The sequence below is a fragment of the Clostridioides sp. ZZV15-6383 genome, assembly GCF_020657735.1.
GTDB lineage: Bacteria > Bacillota > Clostridia > Peptostreptococcales > Peptostreptococcaceae > Clostridioides > Clostridioides difficile_D.
In genome coordinates, this window is the sequence record NZ_JAGWCV010000058.1 from 1 (window position 1) to 22,633 (window position 22,633).

General features: G+C 27.9%; 23 protein-coding genes, 1 pseudogene, 1 riboswitch and 1 other annotated feature. Of the genes and pseudogenes, 19 read left to right on the top strand and 5 right to left on the bottom strand.

The window, feature by feature from the left end:
• The 3 genes and pseudogenes from KGF42_RS20555 to KGF42_RS16100 all read left to right on the top strand — a co-directional run.
• Positions 1-79: IS3 family transposase (locus KGF42_RS20555; protein WP_227826685.1), on the top strand; the 79-nt coding region annotated here is incomplete at its 5' end.
• 435 nt (positions 80-514) lie between these two features.
• On the top strand, positions 515-1,129 hold the full coding sequence (locus KGF42_RS16095) for a LysM peptidoglycan-binding domain-containing protein (protein ID WP_227826680.1): 615 nt from the start codon (positions 515-517) through the stop codon (positions 1,127-1,129).
• A gap of 12 nt (positions 1,130-1,141) precedes the next feature.
• Positions 1,142-1,873 (top strand): annotated as a pseudogene (locus tag KGF42_RS16100) (N-acetylmuramoyl-L-alanine amidase); the annotation flags it as partial.
• 281 nt (positions 1,874-2,154) lie between these two features.
• Here the strand turns inward: KGF42_RS16100 and KGF42_RS16105 are convergent.
• From KGF42_RS16105 to KGF42_RS16115, 3 genes are all read right to left on the bottom strand, one after another.
• Entirely contained in the window at positions 2,155-2,562 is a 408-nt protein-coding gene (locus tag KGF42_RS16105) for a hypothetical protein (protein WP_227823565.1), read from the bottom strand.
• Positions 2,563-2,933: 371 nt separating this feature from the next.
• Positions 2,934-3,134 (bottom strand): cold-shock protein, encoded by a 201-nt coding sequence (locus KGF42_RS16110; protein ID WP_021384215.1) that lies wholly within the window; start codon positions 3,132-3,134, stop codon positions 2,934-2,936.
• Positions 3,135-3,360: 226 nt separating this feature from the next.
• Positions 3,361-3,537, bottom strand: a complete 177-nt coding sequence (locus tag KGF42_RS16115) for a hypothetical protein (protein ID WP_227826681.1) — start codon at positions 3,535-3,537, stop codon at positions 3,361-3,363.
• 54 nt (positions 3,538-3,591) lie between these two features.
• Positions 3,592-3,687, bottom strand: a riboswitch (cyclic di-GMP riboswitch).
• Positions 3,688-3,907: 220 nt separating this feature from the next.
• Between KGF42_RS16115 and KGF42_RS16120 the strand changes: the two genes are divergently transcribed.
• The 16 genes from KGF42_RS16120 to rgaR all read left to right on the top strand — a co-directional run bounded on the left by KGF42_RS16120 (position 3,908) and on the right by rgaR (position 20,743).
• A complete protein-coding gene (locus KGF42_RS16120) occupies positions 3,908-4,297 on the top strand; it encodes a BlaI/MecI/CopY family transcriptional regulator (protein WP_227826682.1) in 390 nt (129 codons plus the stop codon).
• Between the two features lie 30 nt (positions 4,298-4,327).
• Positions 4,328-4,582, top strand: a complete 255-nt coding sequence (locus tag KGF42_RS16125) for a BlaI/MecI/CopY family transcriptional regulator (protein ID WP_311315312.1) — start codon at positions 4,328-4,330, stop codon at positions 4,580-4,582.
• Entirely contained in the window at positions 4,548-4,718 is a 171-nt protein-coding gene (locus tag KGF42_RS20250; protein WP_311315313.1) for a hypothetical protein, read from the top strand. The genes KGF42_RS16125 and KGF42_RS20250 overlap by 35 nt, the downstream gene beginning before the upstream one ends.
• Before the next feature lie 463 nt (positions 4,719-5,181).
• Positions 5,182-5,880 carry a VanR-ABDEGLN family response regulator transcription factor gene (gene vanR / locus KGF42_RS16130; RefSeq protein ID WP_227822821.1) on the top strand — a complete coding sequence of 233 codons (699 nt, stop codon included), beginning with the start codon at positions 5,182-5,184 and terminating at the stop codon, positions 5,878-5,880.
• A 35-nt stretch (positions 5,881-5,915) separates the two neighbouring features.
• Positions 5,916-7,031, top strand: a complete 1,116-nt coding sequence (locus tag KGF42_RS16135; protein ID WP_227822820.1) for a sensor histidine kinase — start codon at positions 5,916-5,918, stop codon at positions 7,029-7,031.
• Positions 7,032-7,175: 144 nt separating this feature from the next.
• Positions 7,176-8,063, top strand: a complete 888-nt coding sequence (locus KGF42_RS16140; protein WP_227822819.1) for an ABC transporter ATP-binding protein — start codon at positions 7,176-7,178, stop codon at positions 8,061-8,063.
• On the top strand, positions 8,064-9,299 hold the full coding sequence (locus KGF42_RS16145) for an ABC transporter permease (RefSeq protein ID WP_227826683.1): 1,236 nt from the start codon (positions 8,064-8,066) through the stop codon (positions 9,297-9,299).
• 376 nt (positions 9,300-9,675) lie between these two features.
• The gene (gene pstC, locus KGF42_RS16150; protein WP_054275168.1) at positions 9,676-10,593 is read left to right on the top strand and encodes a phosphate ABC transporter permease subunit PstC; all 918 of its coding nucleotides are present in this window, start codon (positions 9,676-9,678) and stop codon (positions 10,591-10,593) included.
• 1 nt (position 10,594) lies between these two features.
• Positions 10,595-11,419 (top strand): phosphate ABC transporter permease PstA, encoded by an 825-nt coding sequence (pstA, locus tag KGF42_RS16155; protein ID WP_227822817.1) that lies wholly within the window; start codon positions 10,595-10,597, stop codon positions 11,417-11,419.
• Positions 11,420-11,437: 18 nt separating this feature from the next.
• Positions 11,438-12,202, top strand: coding sequence for a phosphate ABC transporter ATP-binding protein PstB (gene pstB, locus KGF42_RS16160; RefSeq protein ID WP_227822816.1), 765 nt, complete (start codon positions 11,438-11,440; stop codon positions 12,200-12,202).
• 27 nt (positions 12,203-12,229) lie between these two features.
• Positions 12,230-12,883, top strand: coding sequence for a phosphate signaling complex protein PhoU (gene phoU, locus KGF42_RS16165; RefSeq protein ID WP_227822815.1), 654 nt, complete (start codon positions 12,230-12,232; stop codon positions 12,881-12,883).
• Positions 12,884-13,040: 157 nt separating this feature from the next.
• Complete coding sequence (locus KGF42_RS16170) at positions 13,041-13,910, top strand: FUSC family protein (RefSeq protein WP_054275166.1); 870 nt, start codon at positions 13,041-13,043, stop codon at positions 13,908-13,910.
• An 88-nt stretch (positions 13,911-13,998) separates the two neighbouring features.
• A complete protein-coding gene (locus tag KGF42_RS16175; RefSeq protein WP_054275165.1) occupies positions 13,999-15,435 on the top strand; it encodes a [Fe-Fe] hydrogenase large subunit C-terminal domain-containing protein in 1,437 nt (478 codons plus the stop codon).
• 47 nt (positions 15,436-15,482) lie between these two features.
• Complete coding sequence (locus KGF42_RS16180) at positions 15,483-16,310, top strand: polysaccharide deacetylase family protein (RefSeq protein WP_227822813.1); 828 nt, start codon at positions 15,483-15,485, stop codon at positions 16,308-16,310.
• A 296-nt stretch (positions 16,311-16,606) separates the two neighbouring features.
• Positions 16,607-16,870 (top strand) — a binding site (T-box leader).
• 75 nt (positions 16,871-16,945) lie between these two features.
• Positions 16,946-19,612 carry a valine--tRNA ligase gene (locus tag KGF42_RS16185; RefSeq protein ID WP_227826684.1) on the top strand — a complete coding sequence of 889 codons (2,667 nt, stop codon included), beginning with the start codon at positions 16,946-16,948 and terminating at the stop codon, positions 19,610-19,612.
• Positions 19,613-20,032: 420 nt separating this feature from the next.
• Positions 20,033-20,743: a two-component system response regulator RgaR gene (rgaR, locus tag KGF42_RS16190; protein WP_227822811.1), complete on the top strand. Its 711-nt coding sequence runs from the start codon at positions 20,033-20,035 to the stop codon at positions 20,741-20,743.
• A gap of 267 nt (positions 20,744-21,010) precedes the next feature.
• Here rgaR and KGF42_RS16195 read toward each other — a convergent pair whose 3' ends face one another.
• Both KGF42_RS16195 and KGF42_RS16200 read right to left on the bottom strand, forming a co-directional pair.
• Positions 21,011-21,334 carry an AzlD domain-containing protein gene (locus KGF42_RS16195; RefSeq protein WP_227822810.1) on the bottom strand — a complete coding sequence of 108 codons (324 nt, stop codon included), beginning with the start codon at positions 21,332-21,334 and terminating at the stop codon, positions 21,011-21,013.
• On the bottom strand, positions 21,324-22,040 hold the full coding sequence (locus tag KGF42_RS16200) for an AzlC family ABC transporter permease (RefSeq protein WP_227822809.1): 717 nt from the start codon (positions 22,038-22,040) through the stop codon (positions 21,324-21,326). The genes KGF42_RS16195 and KGF42_RS16200 overlap by 11 nt, the downstream gene beginning before the upstream one ends.
• Positions 22,041-22,633: the final 593 nt, after the last annotated feature.

A 22,633-nucleotide genomic window follows, 5' to 3' on the forward strand; every position in this document is an offset into this window, starting at 1 on the left:
TTATAATAATAAAAGAAAACAATGGGGATTAAAAAAGATGACTCCTGTACATTACAAGAATCATCTTATGGTTTCATAATCACTCCGTGGTTTTTTAACTGTCCGATATAAAGGTCTCAGTTCACAACTAAGAGTGGTTGGGAACTTGATTTTAAAATAAAGTTCCATAAGTTCAAATAAGTATTAAATTACGAACTCCACTCTAGTTTCAAATAGATTGTAGTTCTTCTTGCTTTTATTATACCACAAATTAGAAAAAATATTGTTTATAGTCAATAAAAAAGTGAAAATTTTTATAAAAAAATAATAAAAACTTGATTATGAAACTATTAATTTATAAAATATTTATAAATGAGTAGATATTTTTTACTCAAATTTCATTGTTTAAATAAAATAGAGGAAAGCACTTACGAATGAGTAGGTGTTTTTTTATACAAAAAATCAAAGGAAGTAAATTTATGGTAAGAAAACTGCGGTGTAATGTTAAAAAATACTTTAGAAAGGAAGTGATAACTTGGTAATATACATTTATTTAAAAAATGAAAAAGAAAAAAGGTTTGAAACTGTAGATATAGTAAATTTAGGTGAATTTGACCTTAAAAAAGAAGGAGAGAAGATAAGAGAAATATCATTTAAAACATTTCTGCCTTTTCAGTATGACGCTTCTTATTGCAGATACAGCGAGTTAAAAAATCCAATCGAAGTAGTGGCAATGCTTGAAAAATGGGTAGACCAAGCTGAGCCTTTAAGACTTATTATAACTGGTTTTGGTTACAATGGATTAGTTACAATATCTAGTTTTAGCAATACTCAAACAGCAGGAAGAGAAGAAGATAGAGACATTGATATAACATTTAGAACTTACAGAGAACTAAAGATAGAGACATTAAAAAAAGAAACTAAAAGTAATACTAAAACAGATTTAAAAGATAATAGACCTAACAATAAAACCACTACTAAAATATATACTGTTAAAGCAAGTGATACATTATATAAGATAGCTAAAAATCTTTTAGGTAAGGGTTCAAGGTGGCCAGAGATTTACAATATACCCGAAAATAAAAAAGTCATTGGTAAAAATCCTAATGTGATTAAAAAAGGACAAAAGTTGGTGATACCTAGCAAATGAAAATAGTACTAAGATGAAGGAAAAGAAAACAGAATTTTAACTGATTTAATTGTTAAATGGTTGAAACAAGGTGGAGCTACTGTATATGCTGGAAAAATAGATAAGTCTAATAACTACTTAGCAGAGCAATGTCAAATAGCAAATAAACAAGATGTAGACCTAGCAGTACAAATCCATTTCAACGCAAATAAAACAACTCTAAATCCTATGGGTACAGAGACAATTTATAAAACTAACAATGGTAAGGTATATGCTGAAAGAGTAAATACTAAATTAGCAACAATATTTAAAAATAGAGGTGAAAAATCGGACGTAAGAGGGCTTTACTGGCTTAGTCATACAAAAGCACCAGCAATATTAATAGAAGTGTGCTTTGTGGATAGTAAAGCAGATACAGATTATTACATTAAAAATAAAAATACAGTTGCAAAGTTGATTGCTGAGGGTATATTAAATAAAAAAATAGATAACGAAGGAGTTAAACAGATGTACAAACATGCAATCGTTTATGATGGAGAAGTTGATAAAATCCCTGCAACTATTGTTGGTTGGGGTTATAATGATGGAAAAATACTGATATGTGATATAAAAGACTATGTACCAGGTCAGACGCAAAATCTTTATGTCGTAGGTGGTGGAGCATGTAATAAGATAAGTTCTATAACAAAAGAACATTATACAATGATAAAGGGTAATGATAGATTTGATACACTATACAAAGCGTTAGATTTTATTAATAGGTAGATAAAAGAATTGTTTATTTAAATAATTATTCAACAGAATAATAAAAGTTGCCAAACAAAACTATTATAATTATGTGTATTTATATTTTTGTTTGGCTAAGAAGATTATTTTTTCTTGTTGTTTTCAGTTATTTTTTTATGATACTTTGTTTTGATGCTTCATCAAGATTTGCGCGAATATTTCTTAAAATATGAATTACTAAATCAGAGTAAGTAATAGTTTCTTCATCTAAGATGGTCATGCCCTTCTATTTTTTTTTGAGTATGCTAAAAACAAAGCATCTATACCTCTAAAATTATGGAATTGTCATCTGGAATTTTATGTAAGTCTACCATCTTATTAGTGGTAGGAATTATATGGAAGTTATATGAGTCTAATAGGGACAAATCATTTATCATGAAATATTTCTGACAGTCATTTAAAAAAGTATTCATCTTTTCTATTTCATAGGGATGTAATTCATCTAGTTTATAATTAGATACAATTCGGTCTTTCAAAGTTCTCCAAATTACTGAAACGGAAAAATTGAAAATTTTTTCATTTAATTCAATTGGATTAAGTTTATTTTTAGTAGCTTTTTGAAATACTTCTCTTTTAAAGTAATCTTCAAATTTACTAAACATATCCTCGCAATCACAACATGGAAATGGCTTATGTTCTCCATCCTGCATTGGTTTATTTACATCCATATTACTTCTAACTCTTTTTGTTGGGGGATTCTTTTTTATATATCTGTAAATGAACTTTGGTATTATATAACTATCTTTTAATGGTTTTTCTTGACTACATAATTTACATGTTATAATATTTTATCCTTCATATTTTAATATATTTAAACTATGTCAATAAATATATTAATACAATTAAAGAAAGAATTAAATACTTATGATATAATAAAAAAATAGAAGTGTACCACTAATACACTTCTATAGCTACAACTAAGCATTCTCATGAGTGGAATTGCTTTTTTCATTATTATCTGATTCGTCGATAATTATCTTTATATATACTAACAATAAAAAAAGACCCTCAAAAGAGTCTTTCCCGAAAAATCTATATATTATAATATAGTTATATTTTCTGCTTGAGGACCTCTAGCACCTTTAACTATATCAAAGCTTACTTGTTGACCTTCTTCTAATGATTTAAATCCTGAAGTTTGTATAGCTGAGAAATGAGCAAATACATCATCTCCACCTTCTATTGATATAAAACCAAATCCTTTTTCATTATTAAACCATTTCACTATTCCATTATTCATTAAAAATACTCCTATTAACCTGTATCAAGATATACTTGATTTACTTGTGTATCACCACAAATACTATTGTATCATAGATTAATAGAAATGTCTACTTAATTATATTTTTTAGTTAATATTTTTGGTTATTTTTAATGTTAAAAATATATTTAAGAGTTTTGTATTACTATATATTAATATAAATGTAGATAAAACTAAAAAGGATTCTCTAGAAATCAATGTCTATCTAATTATACTTACTTACCAATATCATCACTTGGTGTAAACAAGACTCTACTACATTTTCTCCGTACTCTAATATAAAATCATCTAACTGTGTATCTAAAAAATTACAATAATCATACGAACTGCTAATATAAGCAGTCAATACATGTGTACATCTATCCATTTTATTTCCAAACATATATATTATTATCCCCCTAAAAAACTTTCATAAAAACAAAAAGAACAATATCTTTTTGGCAACTGGCTGACATAATTTATAAGAATTTTATAAATCTTAGTCCCTATAGCTTTGCGTCACTAAATTTCTCTAGTTTTGCCGATTTAGTTTTATTCTACAACTACAATAATACAATGGAATTAGTTATTATTCAACAAGATTGTTTGAAAATTGAAAAATTTAACAATATCTTAACAATATGAAATTTATTTTACATCTAAAAAAATAGACTAAATATGTAGAACATATGGTAAAAATTACCTGTATCATTTGAAATTAGGAGGTTCTATTATTAACTTAAATTAAACTTAATTTAGGGAAGTGACATAAAATGGAACAGAGAGATGTAATAGACAAACTACGTAGGGGCGAATTAATGCTAATGGAGTATTTGTGGAATAAAAAGTCTATTTTATCTAAAAAAGAAATAATAGAAGCAATGAAAAAGAGATATAAGTGGAGGAAAAGTACTACAGAAATTCTTTTAAAAAGATTGGTAAAGATGAAAACATTAAAAAAGAAGAAGATAGGTTTTCAGTTTAGCTATGAAGTATTAGTAACTAAAAAAGAATATTTAAATGCTAGAAAAGAAGAAAGAGATATAAGTAAATTTTATAATTTTTTTACACGAGTGTTTACAACTATACATAGAAAAGAAGAAATGACAGAAGAACAAATAAAAGTATTTATAGAAAGCATGCAGAAAATAGGGAACAAATAATTTTGTATAATAGAAAGAAAGGTGAATATTATGCTAAATAAAAAATTACCAGATTCAGAATTCAAGATTATACAATATATGTGGAATTCTGGTTATAAAACTGTAATATCTAAAGATGTTGCAGAAGAAATGGAAAAAGAATATAAGTGGAAACAAACTACAACACTAACACTTTTATTAAGGTTGACTAAAAGAGGTTTTTTAGCTTCTCAAAAAATAGGTAAACACACACACACATTATACAATATTAATAAAAGAAAAAGAATACTTAAAATCAGAAACTAAAAAACTCTTTGGAGGTTTACATAATAATCCTATTTCAAATTTAATTTCAAAACTGCATGATAAAGAAGAGATAAGTAATGATAAACTAGATGCTTTAGAAGAATGGATAAGAAGTTGGCAAGAAGATGAAGAATAGGAATATATTAAAAGGTAGCACTCAATAGTAGCTACCTTTTGTGGATAATATTGGGGATAAGTTGTGGGAAACTTATGTAAAAATTGTGGATAAAATATTTTACTGACATTTAACTGACATAAGTTTTAGGTTTTGATTTTAAAGTATTGAAATATCAATAAATAATTACATAAAAAGATAAAGAATGCTATTTTAATAAGGAATAATAAATATATTAATATCATTAATAAATGTTAGAAACATGAGATGTTAACGATATCTAAACTAAATTATTATAAAATAGCTGACTATAATTTAATTGATAAAGCCTATTCTTCTAGACTTTGTAAGTTAAATTACAGTCAGTTTTATTATCTAATAAGATTAAGAATTTCTTAATAAATTCTAATGCAAAAAATTATATAAAAAGAATTAAATTTAGTATAATATATATAAATATATATAGAAAGGATGTTTAAAGTCTATGAGTGGAAAAATTTTAGTTGTAGATGACGAACGTGATATTGCTGATTTAATAGAAGTTTATCTTACAAATGAAAACTATACTGTTTATAAATTTTATTCTGGTCTTGATGCACTAAACTGCATTAATTTAGATGAATTTGACCTTGCAATTTTAGACGTTATGTTGCCAGGGATAAATGGTTTTTCTTTGTGTCAAAAAATTCGAGAAAAATATACTTATCCAATTATTATGTTAACAGCCAAGGATGAAGAAACAGACAAGATTACAGGTCTAACCTTAGGTGCAGATGATTATGTTACTAAACCTTTCCGACCTTTGGAACTTGTTGCTAGAGTGAAGGCACAACTTAGAAGGTATAAGAAGTACAGTGGAAGTTTACAGTCTGGTGAAGAACTTTCACATATTTTTTCTTTTTTAGGTCTGGAATTGAATACCCAAACGTATGAATGTCATTTAAATGGTAAAGCTCTTTCACTTACTCCAACAGAGTTTTCTATTCTACATGTATTATTAAAGAATAAAGGTTCTGTGGTAAATTCAGAAAATCTTTTTCATGCTATCTGGAAAGATGAATATTACAATAAAAGTAACAATACTATAACAGTTCATATTCGCCATCTTCGTGAAAAATTAGGTGATACTGTAGATGAAGCAAAATATATAAAAACAATTTGGGGTGTTGGTTACAAGATTTGACACCTATTTTTCTTGTCAAGAAGGGATGTAGTATTATGAAAAAGATTAATAATTTTACTTATAGGAAACTAAGAGATAAATATAAATTTATAAAAAGAGAAAAAAATACAGAGGTGTATTTAAAGTATAAATTATATGTAATGTTAGCTATCTATACAGGTATAGTATTGGTTTTAATGTTTATGGCTGATTATACATTTTCAAATTTTTCAAATCCTCTTATTAAATGGATTAAGTTGAGAAGAGATGTATTATTTTTTTTGTTTTTTATAATTGGATATATCACTATTTTCAATTTTTATTGGAAAAAACCATGGAATTATTTAAGAGAAATCATCAATGCAACACATACTATTTATCAACAAAATGATGAATTAGTTGAACTATCTAAGCCATTAAAGGAAATAGAACAACAAATGAACCAAATTAAGATGTCTGTTTTGTTAAGTCAACAAGCAGTGAAAGAGGCTGAAAACAAAAAGAATAACCTTGTGATGTATCTAGCACATGATATAAGGACACCACTTACTTCAGTTATTGGATATTTGAGCTTATTAAAAGAAATACCTAATATGGATAATTCTCAAAAATCTAAGTATACTGAAATTGCACTTAACAAAGCACAATATTTGGAAAAACTTATCAATGAACTTTTTGAAATAACACGATATAATTCTAATCAAATCAAAATTAATTACGAAAAAGTAGACCTATATTATATGTTACTCCAGTTAAAGGATGAATTTTACCTATTGTTATCTGAAAAAGGAAATAGAGCCATTCTAAAAGCAAATGAAAGTTTAACAATAAAAGCAGATTCTGAAAAACTTGCAAGAGTGTTTAACAACATCTTAAAAAATGCTATTGCTTACAGCTATCCTAATACAGAAATTATTATCTCAGCAGTTCATAAAGACAGCAAGGTAGATATTGCTTTTAGAAATTATGGACAGACAATTCCAGAAGAACAACTTTATGCTATATTTGAAAAATTCAATCGTTTAGATGAAGCCCGAAAATCCGATATGGGTGGTGCAGGTTTAGGGCTTTCTATAGCTAAGGAAATTATAAATTTACATGGTGGTGATATTACTGTTCAAAGTAAAGATGAGGCCACAACATTTACTGTATCGCTTCCTGCACCTACTTAGTAAAATATAAATCAAATATTAGGATTTTCTTAAGAAATTATCTATTTAATATTAAAACTATGAGTGTCTTTGTTTAGTAAAATAAATACTGAGCAAGGCACTTTTGTTTTTGCAGGTAAGTAGATAAAGAGAGGAGTTTCAAATATGGAATTAAAAATTGAACATGTGACAAAAAAATTTAAGGATAAAATTGCTGTAGAGGATGTTTGCCTTACCTTAACACCAGGTGTGTGGGGATTTTTAGGAGCGAACGGAGCAGGTAAAACTACCTTGATGAGAATCATTACAGACATTATGAAACCTACCAATGGCAAAATTATGTATAATGGCAAAAATATTTATACAATGGGTGCTGAGTACAGAAATTTACTAGGATTTTTACCACAAGAATTTGGTTTCTCACAGGATTTTTCTGTAAAAGATTATTTAGAATATATAGCAGCATTGAAAGATGTACCACCAAGAGAAGTAAAAGGAAAAATTAGTAATTTGTTGGAAATTCTTACATTATCTGATGTGAAAAATAAAAAGATTATTAAATTATCTGGTGGGATGAAACGAAGAGTGGGAATAGCACAAGCTATGTTAAATGACCCTAAAATCCTTATAATGGATGAACCAACAGCAGGACTTGACCCTGGTGAGCGAGTGAAATTTCGTAATTTTATTTCAGAATTTTCTCATAATCGTATCGTCCTAATATCTACTCATATTGTATCTGATATTGAGTACATATCAACTCAAAATGCTATTATGAAAAGTGGAAAAATTCTTGATGTGGGAACAACCGATAAACTGGTTAAGAAAGTAGAGGGTAAAGTATGGGAATGTCTTATATCAAATAGAGATATTTCAAAATATGAAATGAATTTACGTATAATCAATCAGCGTAGTGAAAAAAACAATCAAGTATCTATTCGTTACTTGGCAGAAAAGTCACAAATTGATAACTCTATTGCTGTTGAACCACGATTAGAAGATTTATATTTATGGTTATTTCCAGAAGCAGTTTATAGTAAGGAGGGGAAATAAATGCGTATTTTTTATTTGGAAATTAAACGAGTGTTGCACTCACGTCGTACATTAATTTTATTATTGTTGGCATTGGTTTTATCTGCATTGATGGCTTTTCTTCCAATTACTTATGAGGGTATTAATTATTTAGATGATAATGGCAAAGTAGTTGAATTGAGTGGTTTAGATGCTATTGAATATAAAAAAACAATTTATGCTAATAACAGTGAAATTAGTAGTGGAGTTGTAACACCAAAAAAATTAAAACATGCTTTAAATATATGGAAAAAAACAGAAGAAAAGTATGGTAAAGTAGGTAGTGAAGATTTTCCACTAGATGTTTACTCTAAAAGAATTTTACCAATTCGCCCATTGCTGAATAGACTTCCTGAAGCATTTGCTAATTCAGAAACAGGATTTGCAACAGAATTATCAGAAATAAATACAAATGATTTAGATTCTTTTTATGAACAATGCAAAACTCATTTAAATGATATTATGAAGATTGAACAACAAACTCCTAATGCACAGATGCAGGTTCAAGAGCTTTATAGCAAAGTAGATACTCCATTTGAGATATACCCAGGTTATTCTAAAGATGCTTTTGATTATATAATATTTTATATTTTTATATTATTAATTATATGTGTTGCAATTGCTGCACCTACTTTTTCTGATGAATATCAGACACAATCAGATAGCATCCTTCGCTGTACGAAACATGGACATACTAGTCTAGCGTTTACTAAAATATTAGCTCTATTTTCTATATTTATAGTAATGTTTGTTGTATGTATTTCTATCCATTTGGCAATTTCTGATTTAGCTTTTGGTACTGAATGTTTGAAAACCTCATTTCAAATGTTGTTTTCTGTCATTAGTCTAGTAAATATAAATTTACTACAAGCACAGATTCTTATAGCTATTAGTGGTCTAATTTCAATACTTGCAATGGTTAGTTTAACATTATTTTTATCTGCAAAATGTAAGAATTCTCTTACTTCTATGCTGATTGCTTTTTCTATTTGTTTAATTCCTATGGGTGTAGGTGTTAGTTGGATTGGATACCTACTACCACCAGGGGGAATTGGTTTTAAGATTAGTTTATTATATCAACTGACATCATTTAATTTCTTGCAATTAGGAGGTATGAGTTTTTGGACGCCATACATTATACTGTTTTTCTCAGTGGTAGAAATACCTATTTTTATATTTTTGGCTATTCGTACCTATTGCAAACATCAAGTATCATAACAATTTGATGGAAATAATAATATAAACTAGAGGATGCAATAATTATATATGTAGTATAAAAGTTAAATTTAGTTAACAAATCTTAATAGCAGATATAGGTAATAAATTATACATAAATTGTATTATTACCTATATCTGCTATTTTAATATGACGAAACACCATTATATGTAAAGTAAATGTCAAATATAGTTTTAAAAGTAAAATTAATGTTAAAAAAGTGAATATAATTTTACACTTGCTTAACTTAATCCTAATATAGATTTAACTTAAAAAAAGTAGAATAAAAGTACAGGAAATTTGATGAAGACGAATTATAAAAAATTAAATTTTGAATACATAACGAAAATCGATAAGTATATTTTAATGGAGGGTATTATGATAGTAAAATCTAGATTAGTAGGTTTAGAAAAAAATGACAATAATGGCAATAAGACAAAATACGTAATTGAAAAAGTAGCAAAAAATATTTTTCTACTTAGTGCTTTAGTAGCAGTTGCAAGTTTACTTTTGATAATAGGATTCGTATTTTATAAAGGACTAAGACCATTTGTATTTGAAGGATATTCATTTATAGACTTTTTAACTGGTGCAGATTGGGTTCCTTCTGCCAATAAATTTGGAATATCATCTATGATAGTAGCATCAATATTTGCGACACTTGGAGCACTTGTAATAGGAGTACCTGTTGGTATATTAACCTCTGTATTTATAGCAGAAGTAGCACCTAAAAGATTAGCAAAAATAATGTCACCAGCAGTTGAACTTTTAGCAGGTATACCTTCAGTATTATATGGTGTATTTGGTCTTGCAGTGATAGTTCCAACTATACAAAGTATATTTAATCTTCCAAAAGGTCAAAGTTTGTTAGCAATAGTAATAGTACTAGCGGTAATGATGTTACCGACAATAATATCTGTATCAGAAACAGCAATAAGAGCAGTACCAAAAGCATACAAAGAAGGTTCATTAGCACTTGGCGCATCAAAAATAGAAACAATATTCAAAGTTGTATTACCTGCTGCGAAATCTGGAGTATTAGCTGCAGTAGTGTTAGGAGTAGGAAGAGCTTTAGGTGAAACAATGGCAGTAATACTTGTTGCAGGAAACTCACCAGTTATGCCAACTGCAATAACAGATAGTGTAAGACCACTTACAACTAATATAGCACTTGAAATGGGATACGCATTTGGTACACATCAAGAAATGCTGTTTGCAACTGGAGTAGTATTGTTTACATTTATATTAATTTTAAACTTAGTTTTAAATAAACTTTCAAATAAGGCGGTAAATTAAGATGAGAAAGTTCAAAGAGAATCTATTGAAGTCATTAGTATATATATCAGCACTATTTACAATAGTATCATTAGTAGTTATAGTGGGATTTATATTTATAAAGGGAATTGGAAATATGAATTTTAATTTCTTATTTAGCAATTATTCAGCATCAGGTGATGGTGGTATACTTCCAATGATAATTACAACATTATACACAGTAGTAGTTTCTATAGTTGTAGCAACTCCTATAGGAATATTAGCTGCTATATATTTACAAGAATATGCTAAAAAAGGAAAAGCAGTTACAGCTATAAGATTTGCAACTGAAAGTTTATCAGGGATACCATCTATAGTATATGGGTTATTTGGAGGAATTTTCTTTGTAGTTACATTAAAAATGGGATATTCCATAGTTGCAGGTTCACTTACAGTTGCAATAATAATATTACCAGTAATAATTCGTACAACAGAAGAGGCTTTAAAAACAGTTCCTCAAGGGTATAGAGAATCATCATTAGCATTAGGAGCTACAAAATTTCAAACATTATATAATGTAGTACTTCCAAGTGCAATACCAGGAATCTTATCTGGAGTAATATTATCAATTGGTCGTATAATTGGAGAATCAGCTGCAATATTGCTTACAGCAGGTACTGTAGCTAAGATGCCAGGTGGAATATTTGATAGTGCAAGAACATTAACTGTACACTCATACTTACTGACTAAAGAGAGTGGAGATATAGCAACAGCAGCCAGTATAGGAATTGTTTTAATAGTAATTGTATTAGCACTAAACATGCTAGCAAGATTTGTTGCTAAGAAATTAAATAAAGCTAATTATTAAATTTAAGAGGTGTGAATAATGGAATTAATCGATAAGATAAAAATGAGTGTAAAGGATTTGGATTTATTTTATGCTGATAAGCAAGCATTAAAGAAAATAAATATGGATATAAAAGAGAATAAGGTTACTGCTTTAATAGGTCCATCTGGATGCGGAAAATCAACTTTTATAAGAACGTTAAATAGAATGAATGACCTAATCGAAGATGTAACAATTAAAGGAAACATTTCTGTTGATGGAGAGGACATATATACTTCAGATGATGTTATAAATCTTCGTACTAAAGTAGGAATGGTATTTCAAAAGCCAAATCCATTCCCGATGAGTATATATGATAATGTGGCATATGGTCCTCGTACACATGGGCTAAGAGATAAGAAGCAATTAGATAAAATTGTAGAAGAAAGCTTAAAAGGTGCAGCTATTTGGGATGAGGTTAAAGACAGGCTTAAATCATCTGCATTAGGACTTTCTGGTGGGCAACAACAGCGTATATGTATAGCAAGAGCAATTGCTATGAGACCAGAAGTTATTCTTATGGATGAACCTACATCTGCTTTAGACCCAATTTCAACATTAAAAGTAGAGGAACTTATAGAGGATTTAAAAAAAGACTACACAATAGTCATAGTTACACACAATATGCAACAGGCTGCTCGTATATCAGATGAAACAGCTTTTTTCTTAAATGGAGAGGTTATAGAATTTAGTGATACTAAAACTATGTTCACTACTCCTGTAGATAAAAGAACAGAAGACTATATAACAGGTAGATTTGGTTAAAATATATAACTATAAAGGAGTTAGACAATGGTCAATAATAGTTTAGATATAAGTATTGATACTTTAAAGGAACAAACAGTACTTATGATGGAAAAATGTGAAGAAGCAATAGAGAAGTCTGTAACTTGTATGATAGAGAAGGATTTAGAGGGTGCAAGAAAAGTAGTAGAAGATGATGAAGAAATAAATAAATTAAGAGAAGAAATAAGAGATAAGAGTATAGAGCTAATAGTATTAAAGCAACCAATGGCAAGGGACTTAAGATTTATCTATTCATTGGGTAATATATCAATAGAGTTAGAGAGAATAGGAGATTATGCAGCAAATATAGCTAGAGAAATGCTGAAAATAGGAGGAGAAGCTTATATAAAAGAGTTGATAGATATTCCTAAAATGGCAAAAGAATGTAAGTCTATGATGTCTCAAACTAGAGAAGCTTTAATCTCATTTGATGCAAGTATAGCCTATGATGTTGGAACTAAAGATGATATTGTAGATGGTTTGTATGAACAAGTACAAATTGATTGTTTAAAAATAATGCATGAAAATTCAAATACTATAGACCAAGGGGTAAAACTTCTACTTATAGGAAGATACCTTGAGCGAATCGGAGACCATATAACAAATGTATGTGAAAAGATAATTTTTGCAATTGAAGGTAAAATGGTTGAGATAGGATAAAAAACTGCTTTAAAGCAGTTTTTTTATTGTCTAAATTAAGAAGTAATTGATAAAAAAGTATGATTGATGGGTAAATTAAAAAAATTGTGATATACTAGGAACATATTAAATATGAGGATGCGTATTTTATATAAAGTGCTTTTTAGGAGGTGGAACTTTGAAACTTCAAAAGATGGGTATGAGGACTATAAAAACAGGGATTAGTGTTACTTTATGTATGCTTCTTGGTGACTATTTAGTTGAGAATATGTTTTATTCTCTAGTAGCATGTATAATTTCTGTTCAAGATACAGTAAAAGGTTCTTTAAAGACGGGAATCAATAGAGTGGAAGGTACTATTTTAGGTGGTATAATAGGATTCATATTTGCCATCATTAAAGCTGGAGACCCATTTTTATGTGGTCTAGGAGTAATGTGCTCAATATATTTATGCAATCTGTTTAAAATAAAGTCAGTGGTTGTTGCTTGTGTAACCTTTCTGGCTATACATCTAGGTGTAGGCAATAGTGACCCTGTGTATTATTCATTACATAGGGTATTAGATACATCTGTAGGTGTTTTGTTTGGAGTACTTGTTAATTATTATGTTGCTAGACCAAATTATCTAAATAGTGTTATAGATGAGTTTAAAAAGATAGAAGAACTTTCAATGTTACTTATTGAAGATAAAATACTTAGAAAAGAAAATTTAAATGTAGAGAAATTTGAAGAAGAAGTAGAAAAATTGGAAGAAATATATTCAAAACTTATTGATGAGTTGGATTATAGTTTGAGTGAGACTAATATAGAAAAAATTGAAAATGCCTTAAGGATATGTAGAGAAATACATTTTCATATGCAGTCTATAGAGTTACTTGAAAATAAACTTTATTTGAAGGAGCATACATATAAATACCTTAAGAAAACATATAATGTGGATAAGCTAGATTGGAATATAGATGAAGAAAAAAGTCCTGTATTCAACTATCATTTAATGAAAATAATGATTGAAATAGAGTTGTTGAGAAAGTTAAATAAATCATATTAAGAATAGTCAATAAATAAAATAAATAAAAAATAGTATCTTTGTAAATATTAAACATATATAAGTTTAATTTATGGAGGTACTATTTTTTATGGATACTAGAAATGATAATTCTAAAATATTAGAAATATATAAGATGAAGCTTTTTGGTGAACTTGTAAAGGCAGTGTGGAATGATGATATAGAGGATATTGAAAACTTACCTAATAAAATTTTAAATGAAGATTTAAATAATAATTTACCTAATCATTTTAGTGAAAAATTTGATAAAGATACTATGATAAATCTAATTAGGGTAACTATGGGATTGGATGTTACAGGAGATACAGATAAAAATCTAAAAGATGCACTACATGAAGCTGTAAATTTGGATGAAGTCAAAAGACCAATAATATCTATAATATCAGATGCTTGCAAATATTGTGATGAAAATAATAAGGAAGATGAGTCATGTAAGGTAAGAAGTAAGCATATTAATTGTAATGAAGAAGATGTATGTAGTGCTTGTGGTAGTTGTGTATCAAGATGTAAGTTAGGTGCAATATCAGATAAAATAGAATTTATACCAATGATAAAGTTATTAAAAGATATAAAGAGTCCTGTATATGCAATAGTTGCACCAGCTTTTATAGGGCAGTTTGGAAAAGATGTAAGCCCTGGTAAATTAAGAACTGCATTAAAAAAGATAGGATTTGAAGATATGATAGAAGTTGCTTTGGCAGCAGATATGCTTACTGCAAAAGAAGCATATGATTATTATGAACATATGAAAAAGGACGAAGAAGGGTGCTTTATAACTAGTTGTTGTTGCCCTATTTGGGTAAGCTTAATACAAAATAGTTTTCCTCAAATATTAGATAATGTATCACCATCTGTTTCCCCTATGATTGCTTGTGGGAGAGCTGTAAAAATTTTAAATCCAGATGCTAAAGTTGTATTCATAGGTCCTTGTATGGCAAAAAAGAAAGAGGCAATGTTAGAAGATATAAAGGATGCAGTTGATTTTGTGCTTACATTTAAAGAGCTACAAGAAATATTTGATGCATTAGAGTTAAATCCAGCAATAATGGATGAGAGTAATAGAGTAGAGGCATCCCTTTCAGGTAGAGTTTATGCTAGAACAGGAGGTGTAAGTAAAGCAGTTAAGTTATCAGTTAGAAGAATTGACAGAAACATAAAATTTGAAGAAAAAGCATTTGAAGGAACAAAAGAGTGTATGGACGGTCTAAAGAAAGTTCTAAATAAGGAGATAGAAGCTACCTTCATAGAAGGAATGGGGTGTGTAGGGGGCTGTGTAGGAGGTCCAAAGCGTATTTTAAGTGTAGAAGAAGGTACTAAGAATGTTGATGAATATAGTGAAAGTACAAATATGGAAACTCCATTTGATAATTTAAATGTATTACAATTTTTAACTTCTTTAGGAATTAAGAGAGTAGAATCTCTAGGAGAAAAAGAAGAAGAAAAAGTTAAAAAAATATTTAGTAGAGATATAAAAAGTAATAAGAAAGAGAATAAGTATAAAAAATAACTTTTTAAGTTTTAAACTTATTCTTTTATAAAAGGGAGATATGGGGGATGAAAATTAAAGATAATAAGGCAGTTTTTCATGTAATTATAAGGATATTCCTTATAGCTGTTTTAATTTTAACTGGAACATTACTAGAAGAAAAAATTAATAATGTTCCAGTTAAAAATATCAGTACAGAAGGTGAAAATACACTAGAATTACTTTCCCAAAACAATACTTTAGGGGAAATCATATATAAAGCATCTCAAGAGGAAACAAAAGGTCCAGGAGCTACTTCTGAAAAAGTAGCGTACATAACAATAGATGATGGTCCATCAAAATATACAAATGCGTTACTTGATATTTTAAAAGAAAATGATGTTAAAGCGACATTTTTCATGCTTAATCAAAATATGAAAAACTATGAGGAAGAAGTAAAGAGAGTCTTGGAAGAGAAACATTCAATAGGTTTTCATAGTGTAAGCCATGATATACATAAGCTATATAAAAGCCCAGAGGTAACAGTTGGGGAATTCAATATATGTAATAAAACGTTACAAGATATAACTGGTCAGAGTTCAAAATTAATAAGATTGCCATATGGAAGTAAGCCATATATGCCAGAAGGTTCATATAATAAGCTCATGGCAAATGATTATTTAATTTGGGATTGGAATTTAGATACACAAGATTGGAAATCTTCTACAAGTCAAATAGTTAGTAATATATTATATTATGGAAGAAAAAGAGATGAATTAGTAGTATTAATTCATGAGAAAGAGCAAAGTTTAAATGCTTTAAACAACATTATAAGAATCTTAAAAGAGAGAGGATATACAATATTACCAATTACAGAGAATATAACACCTAAAAATTTCTGGAGAGAAAACTTATAATAAATTTAAATATTGTATAAAATAAAGTAAATTATTTATAAAATAAAATATAATTTATAAAATAGAATATGAAAGTATCGTGTAAAGAGAATATAATATAAAATTAATAAGAAGGTATTAAAATTTAAATAAAGTGATTGCAGAATTATTGACAATATGAGATAAAGTAATTTTAAAAAATAGTATAAAAAATAACAACAATACAAAATATAAAAATATAATTAAGAAAATTCAGAAAAAATAAAATAAAAATAATTGACAAAGAGAATAATATTTGTATATAATAATATGTAATATTAAAGACTGAGAAGAAGAGGAGTAAGTAAATACTACTAAAAGAGAGGAAAATTCACTGGCTGTAAGATTTTCTAAGTATAAGGTTTACTGAACGTAGCTTTGGAGTTTCTAAACTGAACTATTAGTAAGTTTAGACGGTTAGAACCGTTAAATTCTTTGAGAGTCAGAGTTTATAAGATAACATTAACTAATGATTTTATTATATGTTAATGTATTTTTAAGCTTTGGAATTAAGGTGGTAACGCGAGCTTTTCGTCCTTTTTAAAGAGGATGAAGAGCTCTTTTTATTTCTAAAGATATTTGAAAAATTTATTTATAAAAATACAGGAGGAAAGACAATGGAAAATACGAACTTATCAAAAACTTATAATCCAAAAGATTTTGAAGCTAGGCTATATAAAAAATGGATGGATGAAGGGTATTTTAAATCTAAACCAAATCCAGACAAAAAACCATTTACAATAATGATGCCACCCCCAAATATAACTGGGCAATTGCATATGGGGCATGCTCTTGACCATACACTTCAAGATATACTAATCAGATGGAAACGTATGGATGGATATGAAGCTTTTTGGCTTCCAGGAACTGACCATGCTTCTATAGCAACTGAAGTTAAAGTTGTTGAAAGAATAAAAAAACAAGAAGGTAAGACAAAGTATGAAATAGGTCGAGAAGAATTTTTAAAGAGAGCATGGGAGTGGAAAGATGAATTTGGAGGAAAAATATCTAACCAGCTTAAACAATTAGGAGATTCTTGTGATTGGGATAAAGAAAGATTCACTATGGACGAAGGGTGCAATGAGGCAGTTATAGAATTCTTTGTAAGTTTATATGAAAAAGGTCACATATATAGAGGTAACAGAATAATAAACTGGTGCCCGGATTGTAAAACTACTCTATCAGATGCAGAAGTTGAACATGAAGAACATGACGGAAACTTTTATCATATAAAATACCCATTGAAAGATAGTGAAGACTTTTTAGAGATAGCTACAACTAGACCTGAGACAATGATAGGGGATACTGGTATAGCAGTAAATCCAGAAGATGATAGATATAAACACTTAATAGGAAAAACAGCAATACTTCCATTAGTAGGAAGAGAACTTCCAATAGTTGCAGATAGCTATGTTGATTTAGAGTTTGGAACTGGTGCAGTTAAGATGACTCCGGCACATGACCCTAATGATTTTGAAGTAGGATTAAGACATAACCTTGAACAGTTAAATACTATGAATGAAGATGGAACTATGAATGAAGTTTGTGGAAAATACGAAGGTATGGATAGATTTGAGTGTAGAAAAGCTATCGTAGCAGACCTAAAAGAGCAAGGTTATCTAATTAAGATAAAAGAGCATAATCATAATGTAGGAACGTGTTATAGATGCCATACAGTGGTTGAGCCTAGATTATCAGAACAATGGTTTGTTAAGATGAAAGAACTTGCAAAACCAGCTATAGATATTCTTAAAAAGGGAGAACTAGAATTTGTTCCAGAAAAATTTGACAAAACTTATTTACAATGGTTAGAAAATATAAGAGATTGGTGTATATCAAGACAATTGTGGTGGGGTCATCAAATACCAGCTTACTATTGTCAAGAGTGTGGAGAAATAGTAGTTGCCAGAAAAATGCCAGAAAAATGTCCTAAATGTGGAAGTACTCATTTTAAACAGGATGAAGATGCACTAGATACTTGGTTTAGTTCTGCATTATGGCCTTTCTCTACTCTAGGATGGCCAAATAAGACTGAAGCTTTAGACTACTATTATCCAACAAGTGTACTTGTTACAGGATATGATATAATATTCTTCTGGGTAGTTAGAATGGCATTTGCAGGTATGTTCTGTATGAATGAAAAGCCATTTGAACATGTTTTAGTTCATGGATTGGTAAGAGATTCTCAAGGTAGAAAAATGAGTAAATCTTTAGGAAATGGTATTGACCCATTAGAGATAATCGAGCAATATGGAGCTGATGCATTAAGATTTACATTAACAACTGGAAATTCCCCAGGAAATGATATGAGATTCTATATGGAAAGAGTAGAATTTGCTAGAAACTTTGCCAATAAATTGTGGAATGCATCAAGATTTGTATTTATGAATATTGATGAAGACATAATTAAAGATATAACTAGAGAAAGTGTTAAAAATAGCTTAACTCTAGCTGATAAATGGATAATATCAAGAGCAAACAATATTGTAAAAGAAGCAACTAATAATATGGATAAATTTGATTTAGGAATAGCACTTCAAAAGATTTATGATTTCACTTGGTCAGAATACTGTGATTGGTATATTGAAATGGTTAAACCTAGATTATATGGAGAAGATACAAATGCTAAGTCTGCAGCATTATATACATTAACTTATGTTCTTGAAAAGATATTAAAATTATTACATCCATATATGCCATTTATAACAGAGGAAATATACACTTATCTTCCTACTGTTGAAGGATGTATAATAGTATCTGAATGGCCAAAATATAATGAAGAAGATAACATGGCTAAAGAAGAAGAGATGATGAACTTATTGATGGAAGGTATAAGAAGTATAAGAAATGTAAGAGCAGAAATGAATGTACCACCTTCTAAGAAAGCTAAAGTAATAATAATACCAAGTGAAGAAAAGATAGAAGCTATTGAGTTTGGTAAGGATTATTTTATAACTTTAGCATCTGCTTCAAATGTAGAGATAGTAAAAGATAAATCTAGTGTTCCAGAAGATGCAGTTGGAGTAGTTATTGATGGTGTAGAAATATTTATACCTCTTAATGAATTAGTTGATTTTGAAAAAGAAATTGAGAGATTATCGAAAGAAAAGAAAAAGTTAGAGGGAGAAATAAAGAGAGTTAATGGAAAACTTGCAAATCAAGGTTTCTTAGCAAAAGCTCCTGAAAGTTTAATTGAACAAGAAAAAGCGAAAAAAGAAAAATTTGAAGAAATGATTAAATCTGTTGAGGAAAGACTAACAAATTTAGAATCTAAAATAAAATAAATATAAGAATAGAAACATACAAAAAGTATATATTCTGTACTTTTTGTATGTTTTTCTTTATATATAGATAAGTATGATGTTATAATTCTTTACAGATGTGTTATATTTTTATCTTATTTGATGAATATATAAATTTTATATTTTAAAATTTATAAGTAATAAAAATTTGATATATTATGATATTTAATATAGGATAATAAATACATATTACATTTATTTTACTATGTTTTTTTATATAATATGTCTAGAAAAGTATATGAATTTATCGTGATTTAAGTTTAAATATTAAAGGTAATTGATATAAGTAGTTTAATCGACAATTTAAATTTATAAAGAAATTTAAATATAAAAGTTATCAAGTACAGTTTGGAAATTGAAATAAAGTAAACTAAATGATATTTTAGATTTGGAGGTGATATTATGTTCAGGGTAGTTATATGTGATGACGAAAAAATACAAAGAAGCATACTAAAAGAATTTACAGAAAAACTTTTGTCTGAAAGATGTCTAAATTATCAAATACTGGAATTCTCTTGTGGAGAAGATTTAATATCCAAATACCCAGAAAAAATTGACATTATCTTTTTAGATATACAAATGAAAGATGTCAATGGAATTGAGGTGGCTAAAAAAATAAGAAAGTTTGATGAAAAAGTAGAAATTATATTTACAACAGCTTTTTCAGAGTATGCCCCCCAAGGTTATGAAGTACGTGCTTATAGGTATTTAGTGAAACCTATAGAGTATAGCAACTTTGCAATGGGTGTAAATCTTTGTATTGATAACCTTCAAAGAAAGAAGGAGCGTTATATAGTTTTAAACAGTAAAAAAGGATTTAACAGAATATTGATAGATTCTATTTTGTACGTTGAAACTGTAAAGAGAGATTTAGTTGTACATACATTAGGTAGAGATTATAAAGCAAATATGAGCATGAAACAGGCAGAAAAATTACTGTGTGAAAATGGCTTTTTTAGATGTCACACAAGTTTTATTGTCAATTTAAGAAGGATAGAAGATATTGGGGATAATATGATTACTATTAATGAAAAATTTATACCTATAAGTAAGTATAGACTTAAAGATTTAAAAACAGCACTAACAAGCTTGTTATGTGATATAATGTATTAATTTTAAAAAGGTAAATAAAAATATCGTAAAAAATATTTAATGTCATCACAGGGCTATTGCTTAAAAACTGTCTTAGTATATAAAGAATTATCTATATTAAGACAGTTTTTATTATGTAAAATAGTAGCTTATAGATTTTTGATATTGTTTCATATGTAGAGTACATTATTATAATAGCTTAATTATTAGTATATTATAATTGATTTTTATATACAGTATTATACATTGTTTTAGTTTATTTACTGTATATTAATTGCATATTAAATTTTAAAATATGACTCCAAAAAAACATATAGATATTGCACCTACAGATATTGATACAGCAATAGACTTAAATTTATAAGCTACTAATAATACTATTATTCCTGATATAATTTTGGGATTAGTGATTGACAGATATAGACTATCTCCATTAAAAAAAATATCCTTTGCTATTAGTGAACTAAGTATAGCGATAGGTATAAACTTCATGATGTCTTTAATAGAATCAGGCATATCATTTTTTGAAAGTATTATCATTGGTAAAATTCTTGGGATATAAGTAACAACTGTCATACCTAGAATGACTAGAATTATATAATTAGTATTCATAGATTTCCTCCTTTTTGTGGTTTAATTTTTGTATATAAAAGCCAAATAAAGCAGAGAAAATAGATGCTATTATGATAACTAAGCTGCTTTTAAATAAAGTATATAAAATTATTGATAATAGTATAGATAGTATTGAAACTAGTATATATACTTTATTTTTAATTTGATTAACTGCTAATGTAATAAACATTGCTGTAAGTAGAAAGCCAGCAACAGAGTCACTTATACTAACAATTTCTCCAAGAAATGCTCCTAAGAAACAACTGCCAGCCCATACTATTACACAAAGATTATTTAAGTATAATGCGTGTCTGTCTGTCCAATTTCCATAAGTATATTTTTCTAAGTTTATAGCAAATGTTTCATCTGTAACACCATGACAAAAATACATTAAAAACTTCATGTTTTTATTTTTTATATTCATATGTAAATTAGAGCTCATTAAGAAGTTGCGAAGATTCAATATAAATGTGGTTAGTACTATTGAAGTAATACTTCCATTTGAAGCAAGCATTGAAGCTGCTACAAATTGTGAACTACCTGCAAATACCATGAGTGACATCATTAATATATAAAATGCAGATAAACCAGCCTTTTGAAGCATAATACCACAAATAAGTCCTAATGGAATATATCCTAGAAATATTGGGATTGATGCCAGAAAACTTTCTTTTAAGATTTCTTTTCTTGATATGTCTTTTTTCAAATATAATCACCTCTTTAAAATAAAGAATATTTATAAAATTCTATAAATATTTGTTTCATTTTATTATATCTATTTTAATTAGTTATATCAATATTAAAGGAAATACAGTATAGATATTAAAATGAGTACTTATAATTTGTAGAACTTATAGCAATGAATTAATAAACAGTTTAATTCTATTAAAAGATTTTCTTTTATGCAATTTATTTATTGAAATATGATATAATGTATAAGGATGTAGGTATTAGTTTTTAGAATAATAGTTATATTAGTTTTTATGTATATTTGATGTAAGTTTTATATATTGGCTGAAATTGATGTTGATTTGTTATTTTTAGTGTTTTTTACCTTTTGATTCATACTTTGTAGAATAGCATATTTTGTAAATTTGATTATAGAACAAGTTCACTCAAATTAGTGTTCTTATAGCACATAAATAATTGTTCCCCTAAATAAAATCGAAATATATAATATTAAAATTTGAACATCATAAAATACAATTAATGGTTAATCATAGATAAATATTAATAAAAAACATACAAGGGGATTGTCTAATAAAAAAGATAATCTCCTTTTTACAAATAATTCTAAAT